Source organism: Cupriavidus sp. 09_S30 (assembly GCF_056930435.1).
Map to the genome: position 1 here is coordinate 596,808 of NZ_JBXOWI010000002.1, position 18,678 is coordinate 615,485.

Consider the following 18,678-nt stretch of genomic DNA (forward strand, 5'->3'; position numbering starts at 1 on the left):
CGGGCATGGCGGTTCGCTCCGAATCGTGCGTTTGCCGTGCGCTCGCTGCGTTCTTTTGCTGACGAGAGGCGGGACGTCGCCCATGGGGAACGCGACGAGCGCGTAGCGTTTGAGGCAGGATTCCTTGTGGATGGGGACCGGAAACACGGTCGGCGGCCCATTCCTCCGCCACGTTGGCCGAAACGGGCCAGATCTCGGCTGCCCGCATCACATTCCAACCCTAATCCGAAGCGTCCTCCGGGAAGCCACAGGCCTTCCGGCGGCTTATCCGGCGAGGGGCTGTGGCAGTGGCATAGTCATTGAGCAAACCTCCGTGAAGCTTCCATCTTGGAGAGCTCCTCAATCAGTAGGTCGGGGAACTGGCCGCCGGCGCCAAACACGATCCAAAGGGGGACGCCAATTAGCGCCCCCAACGCCGCGATCCCTACGGTTTGACGGGCGAACGCGGCCGCGACGACGGCGAGACCCGAAAGCCCAAGTCGCGTGGACGTGCTACGGCTGTCCCAGGCGTATTCCTTGAGAGCCCCAGCCGCCATTTTCGCGAGGGCCCAGGTTGCGCCGCTTTGCGCAGTCGCTCGGTAAGCCGCGCGCGCCTGTTCATACCGGGGCAGTTCGCTGTCACGGATCCCTAAGAGCTGACGCATTAATGCGATGACGGCGGGGCGGTCCTCTTCGGCGATCTGGGTGGCGACTGTGGCAGCGAGCTGGCGCAGCTTCTCCTGATTGAGATCTTCTGACACGTTGCCCCCTTGCTGCGAGACCCAGACCAACGGACACAGCGGCCAGGATCAGCCCGGGCGAGTCTCGGACTGGTCGAGACGGCTCGCGAACCAGTCCCGCACCTTGGCCGCGTGGTCGTCCGGGAAAGTCCGGATCTGCGCCGGCACCACGAAGCTCACAGGTGCGCGGCCACCTGCACGGATACCGGATGCGGACGCGCCGTGTGGTACCTGCTAAATAGCTTGCTTCCACGGTACATGCGGCCAGCAAGCGGGACAAGGAAGATCCGCGTCTCTGACCTCCGTTTCTCTTGCCGGGGGCCCGCGCCGGCCTATGCTGCAGTCAGGGACGCAGTACGGGAGCTTGGGATGCAATACAGGCTGTTGTTTCACATGCCGCACCCGGAGCCGCCGCGGCATCGGGCGTGGTACTACGGGATGCTGGCCGCCGGCCTGCTGGCCGCGGGCCTCGCCTACCTGATCCTAACCGGGGTCGAGCTTGAATAGGGTGGTGGCGCCGCCGGATTCCAGGCGTCGGCCTTCGTGTCCGCGCTTCCGACACTGGTTTGCCGGGGATGTGCGCCTCGCGAGGTTGACGACATCGTGTTGACTCTTACAGACGTCTCAAAGACATACAACGGCGCCCGACCGCGCACAGTTCTCGGCGGAGTCAGTCTTGCGCTGAACGCGGGCGAATATGTCGCCGTCATGGGTGAATCGGGCGTGGGCAAGTCAACGCTGCTCCACCTGATTGCCGGCCTGGATCGGCCCGACAGTGGCCGCATCCAGTTCGACGGACAGGATCTGGGCGAGTTGGACGACGATGCCGCCACCTTGCTGAGGCGGCGAAAGCTGGGGTTCGTGTTCCAGGCCTTCCATGTACTGCCGAATTTGAGCGCGGCGCAGAACGTAGCGCTGCCGCTGCTGTTGAACGGCGTCGAGCGGAAAAAGGCGTCGGCGCGCGTTGCCGAGATGCTCGCCGCGGTTGGGCTTGAGGGGCGCGAGGACAGTCTGCCGCGCGAGCTTTCCGGCGGGGAACTGCAGCGGGTGGCGATTGCGCGTGCCCTGGTACACCGGCCGATGCTGCTGCTGGCAGATGAGCCGACTGGCAACCTTGATCACGATACGGCTGCGCGGGTGCTAAGCCTGCTGCGCGAACTGGTCAACGCAAACGGCACGGCCGCGATGATCGTCACGCACTCGGCACTGGCTGCGGCGACGGCGGACCGCGTCTTGCAACTGACGCCAGGCGGGCTGACGCCGCTGGGGCCGCGGCCGCCGATGAGCGCGGCTGCCTGAGCCATGCGAACGCCGCGCTCACTCGGCCTTGCGCTGCTCCTGGGCGAATTGCGCGCCCATCCCGGACGCGCCATCGTGGGCATCCTTGCCGTGGCCATCGGTGTGGCAATGGGCTATGGCGTGCATCTGGTCAACCACGCTGCGCTGGCGGAGTTTTCCCAGGCAGTGCGCTCCCTGATGGGGAATGCCGATCTGGAAATCCGCGGGCCGCGCATGGGCTTTGACGAATCGCTCTATCCGCGCATCGCGGGGCTGCAGGAGGTGGCGGCGGCCAGCCCGGTGGTGCAGGTCGATGCGCGGGTACCGGGGCGCACCGGTGCGCTGACGCTGCTTGGCGTCGATGTGTTCCGGGCAGGGCCTGTGACACCCAATCTGATCGGGCGGCCTGCCGAGGAGCGCGCAGGCAAGCTCGACGTACTCGATCCCGACGCCGTGTTCCTTTCGCCGGCGGCGCTGAGCTGGCTCGATCTCAAGCCCGGGGACCCGCTCACGGTGCAAGTCGGGCTCAGCGCGGTTACGTTGCGTATTGCCGGCACGCTGCCGGCGGCGGGCGAGAGCCTGCGCCTGGGCGTGATGGATATCGGTGCGGCGCAGTGGCGCCTCGACCGGCTTGGCCTGCTGCAGCGGATCGACGTCAAGCTCAGGCCGGGCGTGGACACCGACAACTTTGCGCAGGCGCTGGCTGCGCTGCTGCCGCCAGGTGTGGTGGCGGGCTCGCCGCAGGACAACGCGCGCCGAACTTCCAACCTGTCGCGCGCCTATCGGGTGAACCTGAACGTGCTTGCCCTGGTGGCGTTGTTCACAGGCGCCTTCCTGGTGTTCACGATGCAGGCGGTGTCAGTGCTGCGGCGGCGCTCGCAGCTTGCATTGCTGCGCGCCCTGGGGGTGACGCGCGGTGGTCTGCTGCGGCTGCTGCTGGCGGAAGGCGCGGCTCAAGGCGCGCTCGGCGCGATGCTCGGCCTGGCGCTTGGCTTCGTCCTCGCCGCCGCTGTGCTCAGGTACGCGGGGGGCGATCTGGGCGGTGGCTACTTTGAAGGGATACGGCCCAGTGTCCGCTTCGACGCGCTGGCAGCGCTGATCTTCTTCGCGCTCGGCCTGTCGGCGGCCGTGCTGGGCAGTCTCGCACCGGCATGGGAAGCCGCCCGCGCGCGGCCGGCGCAGGCGCTCAAGGCGGGCGACGAGGAGACTCCGCTCAAGCGGCTACGTGCGCCGTGGACCGGGCTTGCTGCGATGGGAGCCGGGCTTGGTTTGACGCCGCTGCGGCCGGTGGCGGATCTGCCGGTCTTCGGTTATGCGGCGATCGCCCTGCTGTTGGTAGGCGCCATCCTGCTGATGCCACGGCTGGCGCATCTTGTGTTCGGCTTGCTGCCGTCTTCGCGACAGGCTGTGCCGCAGCTTGCCCTGACCCAACTCGCCGGCGCACCGGGCCGCGCGTCCATCGCCCTGGCTGGCATCGTCGCCAGCTTCAGCCTGATGGTCGCGATGGCGATCATGGTGTCAAGCTTCCGCATCTCGGTGGACGATTGGCTGCACCATGTCCTGCCGGCCGACCTCTATCTGCGTGCTTCGTCAAGCGGCGACAGCGCGTATTTCTCGCTTGACGACCAGGCGGCCATCGCCAGCGTCCGTGGCGTTGCGCGTGCCGAGTTTCTGCGTTCGAGCCAGATCCTGCTGGATCCCCGGCGTCCGCCCGTAACGGTCATTGCCAGGCCGATCGATCCGCGCAATCCGGGCGCTCGGCTGCCGCTGACGGTTGCGCCCGTCGCGGCGCAGCCGGGTGATCCGCCGGTGGTATGGGTCAGCGAGGCGATGGTCGACCTCTATGGCTTCCACCCCGGGCAACGCGTCACGCTGCCGTTGCAGGGCCGGCGGGTCGCCTTCCTGGTGGGCGGCGTGTGGCGCGATTACGCACGCCAGTATGGTACGGTGGTGATCAGCCAGGACGATTATCGGCGGCTCACGGACGAGCGGCGTGTCACTGACGTTGCCCTGTGGCTGGAGCCGGGCACCGACCCGGCGCAGGTCAGGGAGAGACTGCGCCAGCGCGTCGCCGGCGGTGAACATATTGTCTTCGCCGAGCCCGGCGAGATTCGCGCCATCACTCTGAAAATCTTCGACCGCAGCTTCGCAGTGACCTACCTGCTGGAGGGCATAGCGGTCGTGATCGGCCTGTTCGGCATCGGCGCCAGCTTCAGCGCGCAGGCCCTGGCGCGCGCGCGCGAATTCGGCATGCTGCGGCATCTCGGCTTCATGCGTTGGCAGATCGGCGCGATGCTGGCGCTGGAGGGCGCGCTACTCGCCCTGCTTGGCGTGGCAGCCGGCCTTGCGCTGGGATGGGTCATCGCCATGATCCTGGTTCACATTGTCAACCCGCAGTCGTTCCACTGGACCATGAGCTTGCATGTGCCTTGGGCATTCCTGGCCCGGGTGGCGAGCGCGGTGGTGGCGGCGGCATCGCTCGCTGCACTGGCGAGCGGGCGGCAGGCGATGTCGCGCAGCGCTGTGCGCGCGGTGCAGGAGGATTGGTGAAGCGGCGCTCATTCCTGCTGTTGTTGCCGGCTTCCGGCGTGGCGACCGCGGTGCTGGGCGCCGCGCCCGCCTATCCGCCCGTCGACGCAGGCCGAACCCTGGCCTTCCCGCGCGACCACGGCGCGCACCCCGACTATCGTACCGAATGGTGGTATGCCACCGGCTGGCTGCAGAACCAGGCAGGCGCGCCGCTCGGCTTCCAGGTGACGTTCTTCCGCTCGCGACCGCAGTTCGACCAGGCCAACCCAAGCCGCTTCGCGCCGCAGCAACTGCTGTTCGCCAATGTCGCACTGAGCGATCCTGTGGCCGGCAAGCTCCGACACGACCAGCGCGCGGCGCGTAGCGGTTTTGGCCTGGCCGTCGCCGATACTGCCGACACCGATGTGTACATCGACAACTGGTCGCTGCGCCGGGAGATGACGGGGCGCTACCGGGCCAGGTTTCCCGCGCAGGATTTCACGCTCGATCTGACCATGGAGCCAACCCAACCGTTGCTGCTTCAGGGCGATCGGGGTTACAGCCGCAAGGGCCCTCTGGCGGCCCAGGCAAGCTATTACTACAGCCTGCCGGGGCTCACGGTGAGCGGCACCTTGAAGCGGGGCGGCCAGCAGGAAACCGTGCACGGCACCGCCTGGCTGGATCACGAATGGTCGTCGACCTTGCTGGCCGACGAGGCCGTCGGCTGGGACTGGCTCGGCCTCAACCTGGATGACGGCGGCGCGTTGATGGCCTTCCAGATTCGGGACAAGGCGGGGCGCAAGTTCTGGGGAGGCGGCACGCTGCGCGGCGGCGACGGTCACGTGCAGGTACTGGCTCCAGAGGCGGTTAACTTCTTGCCGATGCGCCGTTGGCGCTCGCCTCGTACCGGCACCAGCTATCCGGTTGCCATGCGGTTGAGCGCAGGCGATCTTTCGCTCGAACTGGCACCGCTGATGGATGATCAGGAACTCGATAGCCGCGCGAGCACCGGCGCGGTCTATTGGGAGGGCGCAGTGACTGCGTTGCGGGGAGGCAAAGCGGTCGGACGGGGCTACCTCGAACTGACCGGATATTTCCAGCGCGTCAATCTTTGACTTGAGGCACGGCCCGGGCAAAGGGATCAGCCGGTCGGGGCGCGGGCGCTCCCCTGCGATATCCTCCGTCAGATGCCGTTCCGCAGCTTCGTCGTCGTGGCCCAAATTTCCCCAAAATGGAAAATGAAAATTCTTCACCTCGTTCAAGCCTGCTGGCATGGTTCCGTCAGCGCGGCGGCGACGCCCTGCTATGATGACTTTGACGCCACGATCTTCCGGGCAGATGGGAGAATGAAATGGCAACCTACGAGTTCAAAGACAAGGACCTGCAGTTTCTGGCCCAGGGCGCTGACTGCTGTTTTCCGTCCCCAGACACTGTTTTCGTCGAATGCGACGACAGTGGCCCGGCGTTTCTGGTTACATGGCCGGAGAGCGGGCCGACGACGATGAGTCTCAAAGTGCAAATTCGGGCGAGCCAGTACGCAAGTTACCTGACGGACCCGTTCAGGGGACGGGAGGTTCTGCGCAAGGCTGTCGAAGATCGCCTTGCAATGATCCACGTCGTGAAAAGTGGTCTTTTGGTCGCCCCCGACATCTAAGGGTCTTGATCTCATTTCCGCCATCGGTCTGCAGCACGAAGTGGATGCGCGAGGGTGCGGGCGTCGTCACCCTTGCCAGTCGATGTCAGCCCATCCGGGCGACGCTGCGACCAAGCTCATTCGCGCCGCTCGACGAGCATCAGGGACTCCCGCTCGACATTGAGGTCGTCACACAATATGTGACACCCTTCGTCAAAACGAACAAGAACGATCGCAACGACGCCGAAGCGATTGTCGAGGCCGCCAGCTGCCCCACCATGCGCTGCCCGCTGCAACCCAGTCGTCTCTTGCCGGACCCAAAGCTGCCGCCTACGTACGACCGCTATGCAGCGGCTGCAGCCTGTCATGCCAAAATCATGATGGGCCAGTCACTGTCACATGGCAGCCATACGTAACGCTCGATAGTCCTTGAGACTTCAAGCAATCTTGGAAAGGCTGGTCGATTCAGTATGCGCGGGATGTGTCGCGCCACCGACGGCGCGACTAAGATGACTGGGCGCGACGATCAGAAGTGCGTCACGTCGTGGTGAGCCGCTCCTTTGCCAGCCTCGTGCCTTCTGCCAGCGCTTCCAGCTTGCGCCACGCCACGTCCCGCGCCATCGGCGCCAGGCCGCAATTCGTGCACGGGAACAGCCTCTCCTTCGGCACGAACTCCAGCGCCCGGCCGATGGTGTCAGCCACTTCCTCGGGTGTCTCGACCACGTCGCTGGCCACATCGATCACGCCGACCAGCACGTCCTTGCCGGCTAGCAGCTTCATCAGATCGGGCGGCACATGGGAGTGGATGCATTCCAGGCTCACCTGATCGATGCGGCTGCGGGCAAGTGCGGGGAATACCGCCTCATACTGGCGCCATTCGTCGCCCAGGGTACTCTTCCAGTCGGTATTGGCCTTGATGCCGTAGCCGTAGCAGATGTGCACCGCCGTCGTACAGGTCAAGCCCTGCGCCGCGCGCTCGAGCGCCTGCACGCCCCAGTCGGCGGCATCCTTCATGTAGACATTGAAGGCGGGTTCGTCGAACTGGATGATGTCTACGCCGTCAGCCTGAAGCGCCAGGGCCTCCTGGTTGAGCAACTCGGCAAAGGCGAATGCCATCTTGACTTTGTCGCCGTAGAAGCGGTCCGCTACGGTGTCGACGATGGTCATTGGGCCTGGCAGGGTGAACTTCAGCTTCTTCTTCGTGTGCGCTCGCGCCAACTGCGCCTCGAAGGCATGTACTCGGCCCTTCAGGTGCAGAGCCGACACCACCTGCGGCACCATCGCGTCGTAGCGGTTGTCGCGGATACCCATCTTCACCTTGTTCTCGAAGTCGATGCCCTCAACCTGCTCAAGGAAACCGTGCACGAAGTGCTGTCGCGATTGCTCGCCGTCGCACACGATGTCCAGGCCTGCGTCTTCCTGGGCCTTAATCCACAGTAGGGTCGCGTCGGCCTTGGCCTGGCGAAGCGCATCGCCTTCAGCCTTCCACTGGGGCCAGAGCTTGTTGGTTTCAGCCAGCCAGGCTGGTTTCGGCAGGCTGCCGGCGACGGAGGTTTCAAACATCTGAGGATTCCTTTCAAACAAAGATGGGTGTGGCGAGCGTGCTTCGGGACTGCTTTGCCCGGGCAGCCACGGGATGGCGTGTTATGTGGGACATGACGGCAGGCAGCGCCGATGCGAGTGCCGCGACACAGTGATTTCGCTCCGGCGAGCTTGGTCAACGAGATATCGGAAGAATTCCGCGCTGCTCGCCAACCCGATTCAGACGTGGAGACCAGTATTATCGTGGGGGCGAGTTGGCGAGGGCGAGACATCGCCGAGCTACGCAATAGCTTCTTCGTGAAAAATGGTCTGTGTATTTGGGCTGGTCAGAGCGAGAAATTGGCAGCCCATTGTTCAAGGACGCTCTTGTACGGCTTGATGAAGTGCTCCTCCGCAAATTTCCCCTGTTTGACAGCCAACTGGCTGCGTTCTTCCCGGTCATAGACAATCTGCGTCAACGAGTAATCCTGGTTCTTCAGGCTCGGTTGATAGAGTTTCCCTGCTGCAGAATTGGCGTTGTAAATTTCGGGGCGATAAATCTTCTGAAAGGTTTCCATTGTGCTGATGGTGCCGATCAACTCGAGATTCGTGTAATCGTCCAGCAGGTCACCATGAAAGTAGAAAGCCAATGGTGCGACGCCATTCGGAGGCATGAAAAATCGAACCTGCATCCCCATTTTTGCGAAGTATTGGTCGGTCGAGGACAGTTCATTTTGTTTGTACTCGACACCGAGTATGGGGTGTTGATTCCCGGCTCGCTGATAGGTCTTGCTGGTCGAGGCACTTATGCAGATGACAGGCGGCTTGTTGAAGCGCTCCTTGTAAGTGCTTGAGTTGGCAAATTGCTTGAACAGCTTTCCATGCAAGTCGCCAAAATTGTCTGGAGTGCTGAATTCCGGTCGATTGAGGTTGTACTCTGGAAGCAAGACACTGAAGTCGTAATCGCGCACGTAGGAGGAGAAATTGTTCCCCGCGATGCCGTCGATGCGTTTGCTCGCTTTCTTGTCGAGAATGCTGGTTTTCAGTATCTCGATCAACGGAAATACATAATTGCTGCTCTTGGTATCAATATTCATCTCAACGGAGATGATCTCGAGTTCGACAGAGTAGCGATCTCCCATCGGATTGTCCCAATGCGCCAGGTCATTGAAGCGACTGTCAATCATCCTCAGCGTGTTGCGTAGGTTCTGCTGCCGACTCTTTCCCCGGGCCAGGTTGGCAAAGTTGGTGGTTATGCGCGTGCTGTCCGATGGGTGATAGTTTTCATCGAAACAAATGCTCTTGAGGTTAAAGGTAAGTTCGTTGTTCATTGCGATCTAGTGACCTAATTTCTGAAAAAAAACGATTCTTGTTTCAGGCCACAACCACTTCCTCGGCCAGAGAGGGCCTGGCCTGGCGCGCCAATTCGACCAACGGCAATGCCCGTTGGACCGCCAGTCCGGCCCGCTCGATCACCGCTTCGTCCTGCAGACGGTGGTCCACGAAATCCTTGTCGGTCGCGTAGATCCCCAGCGGCAATGTGCGTGCCTGGAAGAAGCTGAACAGCGGCCGCAACTGGTGGTCGATCACCAGGGCATGACGTTCGCTGCCGCCGGTGGCAGCCAACAAGACTGGCTTGTCGATCAGGGCGTCCTGATGAATGAAGTCGAAGAAGTGCTTGAACAGTCCCGTGTAGGAGCCGCGGAAGACCGGGGTTGCCACCACCAGCACATCCGCCTGCTCGACCGCAGCAAGCTCGCGCTCCAGCGTATCGGGCAGCTGGGATCGCCAGACCGCGCCGGCCAGCTGGGGCGCGAACTGGCCCAGTTCGACCAGGCGCTGTTCACACGGGACTTCATCGGCGATCAGGTCCAGCAGGTGCTCCGCCACGGCTGCCGCCTTGGAGGGGCGTTGCAGCCCGCCGGAAACCGCGACTAAACGAAGTGGACGTGTCATTTTTGCTTTCCTATAGATGGTTCCGTGTGGCGCCGGGACACCCGCCCGGCAGTGCGGATCCCACCCGCAAGGCTCACGCGGGATCGGCCTTGGCCCAGGCCATTACCCGCGCAATCCGAGTTTGTGAATGAGGGCCATGAGCGCTACGAACAACGCAAACAAACAATGGGTGCGGATGCTAGCTGTGGTTATCGATGAAGTAAAATGGTCTTATTTCATAAATCCATGAACCTGGATCATTCAAATGCTTGAACGCATCCACCTCAGCATCGTTCAGCAGGTCGAGAAACAAGGGTCGTTGACGGCCGCTGCGGGCGTGTTGAACCTGACCCAGTCGGCCCTGAGCCACAGCATGAAGAAACTGGAGCAGCAACTGGGCACCGACATTTGGCTGCGCGAAGGGCGAAGCCTGCGCCTGACGCAGGCCGGTCAGTACCTACTGGCGGTGGCGAACCGGGTGCTACCGCAACTGGACCTGGCCGAAGAGCGCCTGGGCCAGTTTGCGCAGGGCGAGCGCGGTGCGCTGCGCATCGGCATGGAGTGCCACCCTTGCTACCAGTGGCTGCTCAAGGTGGTTTCACCCTATCTGGCCGCATGGCCCGACGTGGATGTGGACGTCAAGCAGAAGTTCCAGTTCGGCGGGATCGGCGCGCTCTTCGGCTACGAGATTGACTTGCTGGTCACGCCAGACCCGCTGTTCAAGCCGGGTCTGAAGTTCGTGCCCGTGTTCGACTACGAGCAGGTGCTCGTCGTGGCCAAGGGCCATGCCCTGGCTTCGGTGGCCTATGTGAAGCCCGAGCAGCTGACCCAGGAAGTGCTCATCAGCTACCCCGTGGATATCGAGCGCCTGGACATCTACAACCAGTTCCTGTTGCCGGCCGGTGTCACACCCAGGCGCCACAAAGCCATCGAGACCACCGACATCATGCTGCAGATGGTGGCCAGCGGCCGCGGTGTGGCCGCCTTGCCGCGTTGGCTTGTCGAGGAATACGCGGCCAAGATGGACGTGGTGCCTGTGCGACTGGGCGTGCGCGGCATCGCCAAGCAGATCTTCCTGGGGGCACGCGAGGCGGACACCGCCATCGACTATGTGCGGGCCTTCATCGAACTGGCCCGACAGCCTGTCATCGCCATTGCGCAAGGAGCCAACTGATGAACACCACCGTCGAACGCAAACCGCTTCCATTGCCCGGTGGTCACGACAAGGTGCTGCTGCATTCCTGCTGTGCGCCCTGCTCGGGCGAGGTCATGGAGGCCATGCTGGCCTCCGGCATCGACTACACCATCTTCTTCTACAACCCCAACATCCATCCGCTCAAGGAATACGAGCTGCGAAAGAACGAGAACATCCGGTTCGCGGAGAAGTTCGGCGTCCCCTTCGTCGATGCCGACTATGACCGCGACAACTGGTTCGAGCGCGCCAAGGGCATGGAAAACGAGCCCGAGCGTGGAGTGCGCTGCACCATGTGCTTTGACATGCGCTTTGAGCGCACGGCGCTGTATGCGCATGAGCACGGCTTTCCGGTCATCACCAGTTCTCTGGGCATCTCGCGCTGGAAGAACATGCAGCAGATCAACGACTGCGGCGTGCGTGCGGCGGCAAGGTACCCCGGCCTGATCTACTGGGAATACAACTGGCGCAAAGGCGGCGGCTCCGCGCGCATGATCGAGATCAGCAAGCGCGAGAACTTCTACCAGCAGGAGTATTGCGGATGCGTCTACTCGCTGCGTGACACGAACCGGCACCGGGTGGAAAGCGGCCGCGAGCGTATCCAGCTGGGAGTGATGTTTTACGGCGACGAGACGCCAGCAGAAGGCTGATACGCCTTGTCGGGTGAGCGACGCCACCCCTGGGCTTCCACAATGTGTTCAATGGCTTCTGGCGCTCGCTCAGCGCTGGCGTGTCGGAGTTCCTCCAGTATTCGCCAAGCATGGCAAGACCCTTGATTCATCCCGATAAGCCCAGGCCCGTCAGCAGCATCACGGACGCCTATTCGTTAGAAGTAAGTGCGAAGGACATTCCTGCGCTGACCGCAGCGGCGCCCCGGATATTGCCTGCGTCAACAATTTCCATTCCCTACCTTCCACGTGAGGACAACGATGCGCGACTGACCGCAGCGTTGGCAGTCCGCAAACTCGGCTTTGAGCCCATGCCGCACTTGTCTGCACGCCGTATCGCCTCGCTTGCCGAGCTTCAGTCGTTCGTCGAGCGCGCGGTCGCTGAAGCCGGTGTCGAACGTTGCTTCGTGATCGCAGGAGATCCGCCCACTCCGATGGGACCGTTTTCCGACAGCGCCTCGCTGATCGAGACAGGCGTTTTCGAGCGCATGGGCATCAAGGTGGTCGGCGTGGGTGGTCATCCAGAAGGCCATCCGGTCATGAGCATGGCTGATCAGTGGGAGGTGCTAGAACGCAAGTGCCACAGCATCGAACGACGCAGCATGACGCCCTTGATCGTCACGCAGTTCGCATTTGATGCAGATATCGTGTTGGAGTGGTTGGAAGCCCTGCGTGAGCGGGGCATTGAACATCCAGTGCGCGTGGGCGTGCCGGGCCCTGCAAGCATCGCGGTTCTGGCACGCTATGCCGCCTTGTGCGGCGTCAGCGCATGCGCATCGATGTGGTCCAAGTACGGCGTCTCCATCGGCAAGCTGTTCGGCTCAGCGGGGCCGGATCTTTTTGTTGATCGCCTAGCCACCGGCCTGACAGAGGCACATGGAAAGGTAAGCCTGCATTTCTTTCCATTCGGAGGTATCACACAGTCGGTGAGATGGATAGAGCAATACAGTTTTCGTACCGAACTGCTCCCCCGGCGGGATACCTGAATCGACCAGCTTTTTGTAGATAGCTAAAAACACCTATCAATTGTCGAATTTGTCTTTGCTGCGCTGGTACCAATGTCTGCTATTGACGTCAGCAGACATTGGCATAGAAGAACTGAATGGCTGCTACAGCCTGAAGCAGTCACCCGAGCAAAGACACTGACCGGGCCTGTCAGATTTTTTGTGTGCAGGGCAGCTTAAAGCTCGCCATCAATCTGACTGGCGAGTGGACATTATCTCAGCGATGCGGATGCGTGAATCGGTCTTCGTAAAGGATGGCAAACTGATTCATCGCAGCCTTCCAGTCATGGGTTGAGCTGCCCCAGCTCCCGGTGATGTTGCGCAAGGCCAACCACAGCAGCTTGGTGGCTGCTTCGTCGCTGGGGAAGTGGCCTCGTGTCTTGATGATCTTGCGTAGCTGCGCGTTGATGCTCTCGATGGCATTGGTCGTGTAGATGATCTTGCGGATCGCCGGCGGAAACGCAAAGAATGGGATGACCTGATCCCACGCCCGGTGCCAGGCCGCCGCGATTGGCGTATAGCGCCGGCCCCATTCGCCTTGCTCAAAGGCCAGCAGCTCGGCTTGCGCGGCCTCCACGGTGGGCGCCGTGTACACCGGCTTGAGCGCTGCGGCCACGGCCCGGCGCTCCTTCCAACTCGCGTAGTCCAGGCTGTTGCGGATCAGGTGCACGATGCACGTCTGCAGGGTCGTGTGCGGAAACACCGCGTTCAGCGCCTGTTCCATGCCCCTGAGGCCATCGGTCACCGCAATCAGGATGTCTTGGGTGCCCCGGGTCTTGAGGTCGTTGAACACCTTCATCCAGAACTTCGCGCCCTCGGTGGTCTCGATCCACAGGCCCAGGATGTCGCGCGTGCCGTCGGGCAGCACACCCAGGGCCAGGTAGACGGCCTTGTTGCGCACGACGCCGTCCTCGCGCATCTTGACCCGCAGCGCATCGAAGAAAACCACCGGGTACATGACTTCCAGCGGGCGAGCCTGCCAGGCGGTGACTTCGTCCAGGACGGCATCGGTCACCGAGCTGATGAACTCCGGAGAGACCTCGGTACCGTACTGCTCGGCCAGAAAGGCCTGAATCTCTCGCACAGTCATGCCGCGGGCATACATGGCGATGATCTTGTCGTCGAACCCCGTGAAGCGCCGCTCATGCTTGGGAATCAGGATCGGCGCAAAGCTGCCGTCCCGATCGCGCGGGATCTCCACTCGCAGCGGGCCATCCTCGGTCAACACCGTCTTGGCGGTCTTGCCGTTACGCTGATTGGCCGTTCCGGCCGGGCGCTGCTCGCCCGGCGGATAGCCCAGATGATGACCAAGTTCAGCGCCCAGAGCCCGTTCGATCAGTGCCTTCTTGAACGCCATGGAGGCGTCCTGCACCGCCTCGGCGGTCATCGGGCCCTTGACGAAATGGGCGATCAGTTCCTCTGGGATGGTCGGCAGATCACGGTCTGCCGCCTGGCTCGTCTTTGTCTTGCGTGGCATACATGCTCCTTGGTGACATGTTATGCCCTAAACACAAATTTTCTGACAGGCCCCACTGACCGACTGCTTTTGGCCGAACTCGGAAGCTCGTCGCCCAACGACGATCGCCCCTCCCGACTCGGCCCCAAACTTCCGTAGACGACCCACAGCGGACTAATACTGACGCTTCTTGAACCAGGCATCGGCGGAAGGCCGAAAGAGCAGAACAGTCGCCACCACATTAGATAAATACACGATGCCAAGCTTAAAGTCGTTTGTAGGGTCCCATGCAATAAGTAGTAGTCCCACCAGTGTCGATAGCACTTGTGTAATTCTGGCCCAGTTTTTTTGATAGACCATTGCAATCATCAACGTGGCATTAAGAGCAAGCCATAAGGCCAAGGTTGCAGTGGCCTGCCGCTGTACCTGAGACGCATAGAGGCCTTGGCGAAAGTCGTTTAAAAGAAGAGGGGCTAAAAAAAGCATCTGCCTGAGCCAGACAAATGCAAAAAGCACGACCGCTATCTTGACTAGTCGTGGCGCTTCCGGCTGTAGAAGCGGAATAGAGCGTTTTTCTTTTACTATCATTTTATATTCTTCCCATCACCGCTTTCAGATGACTTATCCCAAGCGATTGAGATAGCCACAACAACGATAGCTGGCCACAGATCCTGCCTCAATCATTCAGTACATCGCTGCCTCATACTCTTCACATTAACAAGGGCTGGTAGGCTTGTGCGTGCGTTAGAGAACACAGGAAGCCACTACGATACGGGCCAAAGGATCCCGCGAGTTGCCTGAGACATAAGGCGAAGCACGCAGTCGCCTTTGAGCGGCGGATTTGGGGTGTACACCTGGCGTCCGAACGTCCTAGTAAAGGAGCGACCGAACGACGCTTCATGGCCGGGAAGCGACGCCTGAGATCGAAGAGCGGCCGGCCGCAGCCTCTAGTGTGTTGCATCGACCGGTTGAATCCACAAAGGTCCAACGGCCATTCGTGGGCCAGCTTTAGCCAGAAGGTCGGGTCGCGTGCGGCGGGTGAAACGGCGCAGCAGTGACGGATTGGTGCCTGGATGCGGGTCACTGTGTTCCAGGCACCGATTCAAACACCGGCCGACGCGCAGAACTGTGGCAGCCCAGCATGACTGCCACAGCCGCCACAAGCTGCTTGCGATATATTTCTACTCGACGCGGCCGAGCGCTTGTGCGATCAGGACACGGACACGTCAGCTAAATTTGATGTTACTGAGATCGATCGACACAAGCAGGGGTTCCATTTGCGGCTTGCCATCTTCACCGCGAATATGGATTCGCCGTTTGGTCGGAACAATGATCCCGTTGAACGGCTTATGGTCGTAGACATAGTGAGCCGCTGGTGATCCGGCCGACACCTCCACGTCGTAGTCGTGCCGTCTCAAGAGACCCTTGTCGTCAAAATAGAAGGTCTGCTCAGTAGAATGGGTGGCGATCGATTTCGGGAACCGGACTCGGAGCGTGCGCCATGTCTCGCCATTTTCTTGCCACGGCGCTACTTCTTCCGACTCGAAGCCTTCCGCGACCAAGGAGAAAGGTGACGTGAGATACGTCCACATTGCATACCCAGCAAAGTAGGCAAGTTGAATTCGATCCCATGGCGTCTCGAGCGTATGACCGGCAAAGGATTGCCGTGTATTTTCGCGAGCCTCGACAATATCGTCATCCAAGGTCTCGATAGCAACGCTCTCTGCTTCGAAGGAGGTTCGGTGCGCTGGGTCCAAGAACGGGGAATGCGACGCCCACTGGTGATGCAGGGCCGCTGTGACGCGCGACGCACCGACGAATCCTTGCTGCCCTTTAAGTCCCCAAAGGACTCCGCCAACATCCAAGTCCGCCGACACTTCGGATAGCTCTTTCCAGCGTCCTAGGCCCCCATGGGCCTCGATGGCAAACGTCAATAGGTCATTCATAACAATGCACTCCTAAATTTTCTTCGGCCAACCCCATGTTGGCCGCTCTCATGGACGAAAGACATCAGAAGTTAGACCACATGGAAAGTGCCTGCCTTCTCTCACTAACGCGTGCATGGTAGGCAGCGGAGCATCAAGGTTCCGTAAGCGAGGACACGTCGCGGATAGAAAAGTTGTAAAGATCGGAGATAACGTGTTCGATCCCAGTCAATGCAGGCGGTTCTGGCTGAGCAGAAGCAGTCATTGGGGGCCGGATTTGGGAGCGTCTCTTTGTCTCAGCCGCTTCGGTCATTCGACCGTGCGCCAGTAGACGACGCTTTGTGGCCGCACTGGGACATTCTGCGATCCGCGCTGCCAGCCCCAAAACAGGTCCTCGGATGCCGCTCCCAATCAGATTGCAGCAAGTCGCTGACAGACTAGGGATCGTTAACTGCGTTGATGATGTCAGTAAGGAACCAGGGCAGAATTAATTGCGTATCGGAATAGCTGACACCGACACTGAGCACCGGTGGCTTTGACGTGGAGTCACCGCGCGTCGCACCGTGGTTAGCGCGCAGGATATAGGTATCCGTGTCGGCCGGAATTCGCTGGGCGGTCTGATTAGTCGCGGGCGACCACGTCGAGGCGCAGCCGGCAGTGAGTACAAGGAGGGCAACTGCGGCGCCAAAGAAAGGCTTCATGTGGGTGAACTCCAGCCACGTTACTTTGACAATATGGCCGATGACGAGTTCGTCGCGCTACGTGGCTGGACTCTGCCGAACGCGAGAGGCGCAGTCTGACCCTTCTAAGTCGTTCGGCTGCGCAGGGGCGAAGGCGCAGCACTTCGGCCGGCGCACCGCCATCCACGCTGCGGCAAGCGGCGGGCACGTGGAGCGAAAGGTGTCTTGCGAGGGATGCAGGGTTCGACGGGGGACGGTCGACGCCTACCGATCCAAATCTCGGACGGTCACAAGGATTTCAGTGCGACGGCCACTTGAAAGGGCGGAGTTGGCGTTCAAAAGTCCGCCTGAGAGCGCGGTCGAACGGTTGTAGATGGCCGATCTCAGTTGAGCGAAATGCTCATCCTGCTGATCTCTTCGTACTTTCAAGGATCCACGCGTGCGTCTGAGCAAGCACCTCGTCGGAAAGCTTCGGATCCTGCGCCAACCGCGCGAGGATCACGGCGCCGACCATCGCCGCATAGCTGCCAATCGCAGTGCGCCGCACTGTGGCAGCGTCGGCTTGCGGCGCGCTCGCTGCGAAGCGTTCGATTTGCTTTTGCAGCCCCTCTGCCATCGCAGCGCGCGCTTCTGGCGTCTGCCGCACCGTTTCCGCGCCAAGCGCCGCTATCGGGCAGCCGCCCGCGACATCGTCGCGATGGGCAGGCGACAGATAGCTCGCCGCATAGCGCGCGAGGTCGGTGCCCGCCCGCACGCCTTGAGCAGCCACATGCGTGAGCGTTTGTGCTATCAGGTCATCCTTTGATTTGAAGTAGCCGTAGAAGCCCCCGTGCGTGAGCCCAGCGGCCTTCATAACATCGGCGACCGTCACGGCGTCAAAGCCCTGCGCACGGAACAGGCGACTCGCAGCGTCCAGGATCTTCTGCCGGTTCTCGGCGACTTGCTCTCGGCTGACTTTCATTTCCTCTCCAGGCGCTAGACCTTGACATTATACATGATGGCTATCATGATAAAAGCAATCATGATGACTATCATGATTAATGCCTGATCATCTCCAAAGGAGCAACAAACGTGATGCCCACGAAACCTGCTGTACTCATTACAGGCGCTTCTACCGGCATTGGCGCGATGTACGCCGATCGCTTCGCTAAGCGCGGCCATGATCTTGTCCTCGTTGCGCGTGATCGCAGCCGCATGGAGCATCTTGCCGCGAGACTGCGAGCCGAAAATGGTATCGGCGTCGACATCGTCAAGGCTGACCTCACCAACGCCGCAGAACTCGATCGGGTGGAGGCGCGCGTGCAAGACGACGCGAGCATCGGCGTGCTTGTGAACAATGCCGGCATGAGTGCGCCGGGCACCTTCGTCGAACAGACGCCAGACACCGTCGCTGCGATCGTCAATCTGAACACGACCGCACTCGTGCGACTCGCTGCTGCGGTCGCGCCGCGCTTTGCACAAGCGGGTACGGGCGCGATCGTGAATATCGCCTCTGTGGTCGGGGTCGCGCCGGAACTCGGATCGACCGTCTATGGCGCTACGAAGGCGTTCGTGCTGTTTCTTTCACAGGGCTTGCAACTCGAACTCGGACCAAAGGGCGTCTACGTGCAAGCGGTGCTGCCCGCGGCGACGCGTACCGAAATCTGGGCGCGCGCGGGCAAGGACGTCAACGCGATTCCCGGAGTGATGGAAGTCGACGAACTCGTCGATGCCGCCCTGGTTGGTTTCGATCGTCGCGAACCGATCACGATTCCGTCTTTGCACGACGCCACCCAGTGGGACGCCTACCAGGCCGCACGGCAGGCCATGCTGCCAAACTTCGCGCAGGAGCATGCAGCGGGACGCTATCGCAGCGTGTAGTGAGCGCGGCCCCGGTGGCTGGGGCTCGCCACGGGCCTGTCGTAGGCCGCAATGAATCTGTGAGCTTATGCCCGCCCGTCGGCGAGGGCTGAGATAGCGCGCCCGGCCTACTCCGGATGGTCTGCACTACTGCCGGCAAGCCATCGCCCAATCGGGGGCGCCACGGCGCAAATGTGCGCCATGCGGATGTCAGAGTATTCGTATGTCCTGAGCGGCACCATTTCGTGTGCTGGAGACTTCGCTATGCGCGGTATCTGCAAGTCGTGCTGCGCCATCAGCAAGGCACATGAGGACGGTAG

Annotated in this window: 19 protein-coding genes; 10 read left to right on the top strand and 9 right to left on the bottom strand. The window is 61.5% G+C overall.

Annotation, left to right across the window (positions count from 1 at the left end; all coding sequences use genetic code 11):
* Positions 1–296: 296 nt before the first annotated feature.
* The gene (locus AC1Z3O_RS22850) at positions 297–740 is read right to left on the bottom strand and encodes a hypothetical protein (protein WP_483518160.1); all 444 of its coding nucleotides are present in this window, start codon (positions 738–740) and stop codon (positions 297–299) included.
* Between the two features lie 348 nt (positions 741–1,088).
* Between AC1Z3O_RS22850 and AC1Z3O_RS22855 the strand changes: the two genes are divergently transcribed.
* The 6 genes from AC1Z3O_RS22855 to AC1Z3O_RS22880 all read left to right on the top strand — a co-directional run bounded on the left by AC1Z3O_RS22855 (position 1,089) and on the right by AC1Z3O_RS22880 (position 6,554).
* On the top strand, positions 1,089–1,226 hold the full coding sequence (locus tag AC1Z3O_RS22855) for a hypothetical protein (RefSeq protein WP_483518161.1): 138 nt from the start codon (positions 1,089–1,091) through the stop codon (positions 1,224–1,226).
* Positions 1,227–1,322: 96 nt separating this feature from the next.
* Positions 1,323–2,018, top strand: a complete 696-nt coding sequence (locus tag AC1Z3O_RS22860) for an ABC transporter ATP-binding protein (protein WP_483521920.1) — start codon at positions 1,323–1,325, stop codon at positions 2,016–2,018.
* Positions 2,019–2,021: 3 nt separating this feature from the next.
* Positions 2,022–4,547: an FtsX-like permease family protein gene (locus tag AC1Z3O_RS22865; protein WP_483518162.1), complete on the top strand. Its 2,526-nt coding sequence runs from the start codon at positions 2,022–2,024 to the stop codon at positions 4,545–4,547.
* The gene (locus tag AC1Z3O_RS22870) at positions 4,544–5,620 is read left to right on the top strand and encodes a lipocalin-like domain-containing protein (RefSeq protein WP_483518163.1); all 1,077 of its coding nucleotides are present in this window, start codon (positions 4,544–4,546) and stop codon (positions 5,618–5,620) included. Before AC1Z3O_RS22865 ends, AC1Z3O_RS22870 begins: the two co-directional genes overlap by 4 nt.
* Before the next feature lie 236 nt (positions 5,621–5,856).
* Positions 5,857–6,159: a hypothetical protein gene (locus tag AC1Z3O_RS22875; RefSeq protein WP_483518164.1), complete on the top strand. Its 303-nt coding sequence runs from the start codon at positions 5,857–5,859 to the stop codon at positions 6,157–6,159.
* A gap of 44 nt (positions 6,160–6,203) precedes the next feature.
* Positions 6,204–6,554: a hypothetical protein gene (locus tag AC1Z3O_RS22880; RefSeq protein ID WP_483522156.1), complete on the top strand. Its 351-nt coding sequence runs from the start codon at positions 6,204–6,206 to the stop codon at positions 6,552–6,554.
* Positions 6,555–6,675: 121 nt separating this feature from the next.
* Here the strand turns inward: AC1Z3O_RS22880 and AC1Z3O_RS22885 are convergent, their stop codons facing one another.
* The 3 genes from AC1Z3O_RS22885 to msuE all read right to left on the bottom strand — a co-directional run bounded on the left by AC1Z3O_RS22885 (position 6,676) and on the right by msuE (position 9,615).
* Complete coding sequence (locus AC1Z3O_RS22885; RefSeq protein ID WP_483518165.1) at positions 6,676–7,701, bottom strand: methionine synthase; 1,026 nt, start codon at positions 7,699–7,701, stop codon at positions 6,676–6,678.
* A gap of 305 nt (positions 7,702–8,006) precedes the next feature.
* Positions 8,007–8,990: a DUF1852 domain-containing protein gene (locus AC1Z3O_RS22890; RefSeq protein ID WP_483518166.1), complete on the bottom strand. Its 984-nt coding sequence runs from the start codon at positions 8,988–8,990 to the stop codon at positions 8,007–8,009.
* Positions 8,991–9,033: 43 nt separating this feature from the next.
* Positions 9,034–9,615, bottom strand: a complete 582-nt coding sequence (gene msuE / locus AC1Z3O_RS22895; protein WP_483518167.1) for an FMN reductase — start codon at positions 9,613–9,615, stop codon at positions 9,034–9,036.
* Positions 9,616–9,859: 244 nt separating this feature from the next.
* Here msuE and AC1Z3O_RS22900 point away from each other — a divergent pair, with 244 nt between their 5' ends.
* The 3 genes from AC1Z3O_RS22900 (at position 9,860) to AC1Z3O_RS22910 (ending at position 12,440) form a co-directional block, all read left to right on the top strand.
* A complete protein-coding gene (locus AC1Z3O_RS22900) occupies positions 9,860–10,768 on the top strand; it encodes a LysR family transcriptional regulator (protein ID WP_483518168.1) in 909 nt (302 codons plus the stop codon).
* The gene (locus AC1Z3O_RS22905; protein WP_483518169.1) at positions 10,768–11,436 is read left to right on the top strand and encodes an epoxyqueuosine reductase QueH; all 669 of its coding nucleotides are present in this window, start codon (positions 10,768–10,770) and stop codon (positions 11,434–11,436) included. Before AC1Z3O_RS22900 ends, AC1Z3O_RS22905 begins: the two co-directional genes overlap by 1 nt.
* 122 nt (positions 11,437–11,558) lie before the next feature.
* A complete protein-coding gene (locus AC1Z3O_RS22910) occupies positions 11,559–12,440 on the top strand; it encodes a methylenetetrahydrofolate reductase (RefSeq protein WP_483518170.1) in 882 nt (293 codons plus the stop codon).
* 235 nt (positions 12,441–12,675) lie between these two features.
* Here the strand turns inward: AC1Z3O_RS22910 and AC1Z3O_RS22915 are convergent, their stop codons facing one another.
* The 5 genes from AC1Z3O_RS22915 to AC1Z3O_RS22935 all read right to left on the bottom strand — a co-directional run bounded on the left by AC1Z3O_RS22915 (position 12,676) and on the right by AC1Z3O_RS22935 (position 17,480).
* Positions 12,676–13,935, bottom strand: coding sequence for an IS256 family transposase (locus AC1Z3O_RS22915; protein WP_483518171.1), 1,260 nt, complete (start codon positions 13,933–13,935; stop codon positions 12,676–12,678).
* A gap of 153 nt (positions 13,936–14,088) precedes the next feature.
* The gene (locus tag AC1Z3O_RS22920) at positions 14,089–14,502 is read right to left on the bottom strand and encodes a hypothetical protein (RefSeq protein WP_483518172.1); all 414 of its coding nucleotides are present in this window, start codon (positions 14,500–14,502) and stop codon (positions 14,089–14,091) included.
* Between the two features lie 638 nt (positions 14,503–15,140).
* Positions 15,141–15,860: a hypothetical protein gene (locus AC1Z3O_RS22925; RefSeq protein ID WP_483518173.1), complete on the bottom strand. Its 720-nt coding sequence runs from the start codon at positions 15,858–15,860 to the stop codon at positions 15,141–15,143.
* A gap of 416 nt (positions 15,861–16,276) precedes the next feature.
* Positions 16,277–16,540 (bottom strand): hypothetical protein, encoded by a 264-nt coding sequence (locus tag AC1Z3O_RS22930; RefSeq protein ID WP_483518174.1) that lies wholly within the window; start codon positions 16,538–16,540, stop codon positions 16,277–16,279.
* 379 nt (positions 16,541–16,919) lie between these two features.
* Positions 16,920–17,480 carry a TetR/AcrR family transcriptional regulator gene (locus AC1Z3O_RS22935; RefSeq protein ID WP_483518175.1) on the bottom strand — a complete coding sequence of 187 codons (561 nt, stop codon included), beginning with the start codon at positions 17,478–17,480 and terminating at the stop codon, positions 16,920–16,922.
* 113 nt (positions 17,481–17,593) lie between these two features.
* On the opposite strand from AC1Z3O_RS22935, the gene AC1Z3O_RS22940 reads away from it, so the two are divergent.
* Complete coding sequence (locus AC1Z3O_RS22940) at positions 17,594–18,379, top strand: SDR family NAD(P)-dependent oxidoreductase (RefSeq protein WP_483521922.1); 786 nt, start codon at positions 17,594–17,596, stop codon at positions 18,377–18,379.
* Positions 18,380–18,678 lie beyond the last annotated feature (299 nt).